This window comes from Ideonella azotifigens, assembly GCF_006519715.1.
In the GTDB taxonomy this organism is placed as follows: Bacteria; Pseudomonadota; Gammaproteobacteria; order Burkholderiales; family Burkholderiaceae_C; genus Ideonella; species Ideonella azotifigens.
On the sequence record NZ_VIDT01000600.1, the window covers coordinates 1 to 3,420 of the forward strand.

Here is a 3,420-nt window from a genome sequence, read left to right on the forward strand (position 1 = left end):
CGCCAAGCTCTACGAAGCTTGCCTGAAGGGCCCGTTTGCCTCCGACCTGGAGATCAAGTTCGGCGCCGCGCGGGCCTTCACCGAATGCCAGCGCTACCCTGAAGCGCTGGCGCACCTGGCGGACATCCGTCAGCGCGACGCCGGCTTCCGCCGCGACCAGGTCGCCCTGCTCACCGCGCGCTGCCTGGCCGGCACCGCACGTGCCAGCGAAGCCCGCAGCGAGTTCGAAAACGCCGTGACCACACACGGCACCTTCGAAGCCTACGCCGAATACATGATCTGGACCCTCGCCATTGGCGACGCTTCGACCGCCGCCCGCCTGCAGACCGAGTTGGACAAGATCACCCAGCGCTGGAACAAGATGGCGCGCGAGCTGAACGAGCCCATCATGCGGCGCCTGCGCGCGGCGCAGCAGCTGGCGCAGAAGTCCGCCTGAAAGCCAGGACACATGCCCTACGACCTGATCCTGTTCGACCTTGACGGCACGCTGAGCGACCCGGCGGTGGGCATTGGCCGCTCGATCAACCATGCACTGCTGCACCACGGCCATGCGCCGCTGCAGCCACACGAGGTACCAGCCTGGATCGGGCCGCCGCTGGACGAGAGTTTCGGCAGGTTGCCGGGTGGCGCGGACCCTGCGCTGGTGGCCAGCCTGGTGGCGAAGTACCGCGAGCGCTACGGCGAGCTGGGCTATGCCGAGAACACGCTGTACGGCGGCGTGCCCGAGGCACTGCAGGTGCTGGCGGATGCGGGCGTGGCCATGGGTGTGTGCACCTCCAAGCGGGTGGACTTCGCCGAGCAGATCCTCGAGATGTTCGGGCTGCGGCACTTCTTCGGCTTTGTCAGCGGTGGCGACATCGGCGTGCAGAAGTGGCAGCAGATCGCCGCGCTGCGCGAGCGCGGCGTGATCCGCGGCCCGGCGGTGATGGTGGGCGACCGGGCGGTGGACCTGACCGCCGCGCGGCGCAACGGGCTGCATGGTGCCGGCGTGCTGTGGGGCCACGGCTCGCACGCGGAGCTGGCGGCCGAGCAGCCGCAGCACCTGTTCCGCGAACCGGCGGAGTGGCGGCAACTGCTGGCCGCCTGAGCAGCAAACCTCGCTGTACCGGTGCGAGGCGGCGGCCACTGTGTCTGGGCCGGCCTGCGCCCATCGGCTAGATTGCGCCCATGCACATCGCCATCCTCACCTTCGACGGCTTCAACGAGCTGGATTCGCTGATCGCACTGGGCCTGCTGAACCGCGTGAAGCGGCCCGGCTGGCGTGTCTCGCTGGCCAGCCCGACACAGACCGTGACCTCCATGAATGGCGTGGTGCTGCACCGCCAGTGCACGATGGAAGAGGCCAATGCGGCCGATGCGGTGCTGGTGGGCAGCGGCATGAAAACCCGCGAGGTGGTGGAAGACGCGGCGCTGATGGCCTCGCTGCAGCTGGACCCTGCCCGCCAGCTGCTGGGCGCGCAGTGCTCGGGCACGCTGGTGCTGGCCAGGCTGGGGCTGCTGGGCCGCGTACCCGCCTGCACCGACCTGACCAGCAAGCCCTGGGTGCAGGCGGCCGGCGTGGAAGTGCTGAACCAGGCGTTCACCGCACAGGGCAACCTGGCGACAGCTGGCGGCTGCATGGCCTCGGCCTATCTCGCAGCCTGGGTCATCGCGCGCAGCGAAGGCCTGGACGCGGCAGCGAGCGCGCTGCACTACGTGGCACCGGTGGGTGAGAAGGACAGCTATGTGAAGCAGGCGCTGGGCCACATCACTCCGACCCTTCCGACCCTTTCGATGGCCGCCCAGGCCTGAAGCCACCTCGGGGCACATCGCTTGCCAGCTCCAAGCCATCTCCCTGGCTTTTCGAGGAACAAGCAATGCCCACCGTCGACCCCCTGACCCCTCCGAGCGAGGACCTGAGCGCCTGCATCACGGCTTGCGAGGCCGCGCGCCGTGCCTGCGAAAACTGCGCCGCGGAAGACGCGCGTGACGGCGACCCGATGATGGCCGCCTGCATCCTCATCAACCTGGACTGCGCGGCGATCTGCAGCGCCACGCTGGGCGCGCTGGCGCGGGGCTCGGTGCACCACGGCGACTTCTGCGCGCTGTGCGCCCATGTGTGCACGGCCTGCGCCGAGGAATGCGGCAAGCACGAGCACGAGCACTGCATCCGCTGCCGCGAGGCGTGCAAGCTGTGCGCGCAGGCCTGCCTGCAGCATGCGGGCGAGCGCCACGCGATGTGAGGTGACGCTGGCCCGCTGAAGCGCCCTGCGCGGCCGCTTCAGCCCTGGCTCACTTCTTCACTTCTTCGTCTTCAATGGCTTGCCGCCTGCAGCCTTGGCCGGCAGCGGCTTTTGTGCCGGCTTGGCATGCGGCGCGGTCTTCGCGGCGGCTTCGGCATCGGAGTGGCCATCGCCCACCGGGTCGGCAGACTCGTCCTCCTTGTCCTCGCCCATCATCTCGCGCTCGCTGCGGGCAATGATGGCCAGGTCCTCGTTGGCGATGGCCTCGTCCTCCTCGTCGGCAACGTCTTCGTCGTCCAGCACGTCTTCGTAGACGGCCTGGTCCAGCGCGTCTTCGAGTGCGGCGTCCTGGTCGGCGTCACTGGCGTCGCCAGTGCTGAAGACACGGTCGACCGAGATGTCGCTGGCCTCCTCGCCGGCATCGGAGCCGGCGCTGCGGCGCTCACCCGAGCCGCCGCGGTCGCTGGTGGCGCCGTTCAGGCTGTCGACCGGCATCAACGGGCGTTCGAGGTCGCGGCCCAGCGCCACGTCCACCGGCTCGTTCGGATCACCGTCGCCCAGCTCGTCCACGCCGACCATGTCGCTGCCGCTGTCGGAGCTGTCGCTCGGGCCCAGCGCAGCGTTGTCGTGTCCTTCGGACTCGAGATCTGCTTGTTCAACACCCAGCAAGCTGCTGCGTCCCATGTGTGTCTCCTTGGCCTCTCGGCCGATGCGAAAGATTCGAGCGCCTCTTGCGCGCGGTTCAGGGTGCGGTGGCGTACTGCAGCTGATGGGTGGCAAAACCCATGGCCTTGGCCCGGCGGGTCAGCGCCCGCAATGCCGCCTGCGAAACTTGCGGCTGGCGCGCAAGCACCCACAGGTGGTCGCGCGAAGGGGTGCCGATCAGCGCGACCTGGTAGTCCGCGTCCAGCTCCAGCACCCAGTAGTCGGCCCAGACCATGGGCAGCCAGCGCAGCCAGCCCGGCGCGAAGCTGACCTTGAGCTGCGCATTGCCGCTGCCAGGCACGACCCTGGCCACGCCCAGGGCTTCACGCAGCTCGCCGTTGGCGCCCGCGCAGCGGTTCAACACCACCATGCGCTCACCTTCCAGGCGGTAGTTCGCAGTGGGCTGGCCCACGCAGCTGGCCTCGAAAGCCAGGGGCAGCCGCGCCACCTCGTACCAGGTGCCCTGGTAGCGCTTCAGGTCGACCGAGGGCAC

Annotated in this window: 5 protein-coding genes and 1 pseudogene; 4 read left to right on the top strand and 2 right to left on the bottom strand. The window is 69.1% G+C overall.

Annotation, left to right across the window (positions count from 1 at the left end; all coding sequences use genetic code 11):
• From FKP22_RS32685 to FKP22_RS24775, 4 genes and pseudogenes are all read left to right on the top strand, one after another.
• Positions 1 to 436: pseudogene (locus FKP22_RS32685) on the top strand (hypothetical protein); the annotation flags it as partial.
• Positions 437 to 448: 12 nt separating this feature from the next.
• Positions 449 to 1,087 (top strand): HAD family hydrolase, encoded by a 639-nt coding sequence (locus tag FKP22_RS24765; RefSeq protein WP_141290317.1) that lies wholly within the window; start codon positions 449 to 451, stop codon positions 1,085 to 1,087.
• Positions 1,088 to 1,167: 80 nt separating this feature from the next.
• Positions 1,168 to 1,791 (top strand): DJ-1/PfpI family protein, encoded by a 624-nt coding sequence (locus FKP22_RS24770; RefSeq protein ID WP_141290318.1) that lies wholly within the window; start codon positions 1,168 to 1,170, stop codon positions 1,789 to 1,791.
• A gap of 65 nt (positions 1,792 to 1,856) precedes the next feature.
• Positions 1,857 to 2,222 (top strand): four-helix bundle copper-binding protein, encoded by a 366-nt coding sequence (locus tag FKP22_RS24775; protein WP_141290319.1) that lies wholly within the window; start codon positions 1,857 to 1,859, stop codon positions 2,220 to 2,222.
• A 57-nt stretch (positions 2,223 to 2,279) separates the two neighbouring features.
• On the opposite strand, the gene FKP22_RS24780 is transcribed toward FKP22_RS24775, so the two are convergent.
• Positions 2,280 to 2,906: a hypothetical protein gene (locus tag FKP22_RS24780; protein ID WP_141290320.1), complete on the bottom strand. Its 627-nt coding sequence runs from the start codon at positions 2,904 to 2,906 to the stop codon at positions 2,280 to 2,282.
• A gap of 58 nt (positions 2,907 to 2,964) precedes the next feature.
• A partial coding sequence (locus FKP22_RS24785) for a lipocalin family protein (protein WP_170201073.1) occupies positions 2,965 to 3,420 on the bottom strand: 456 nt, incomplete at its 5' end.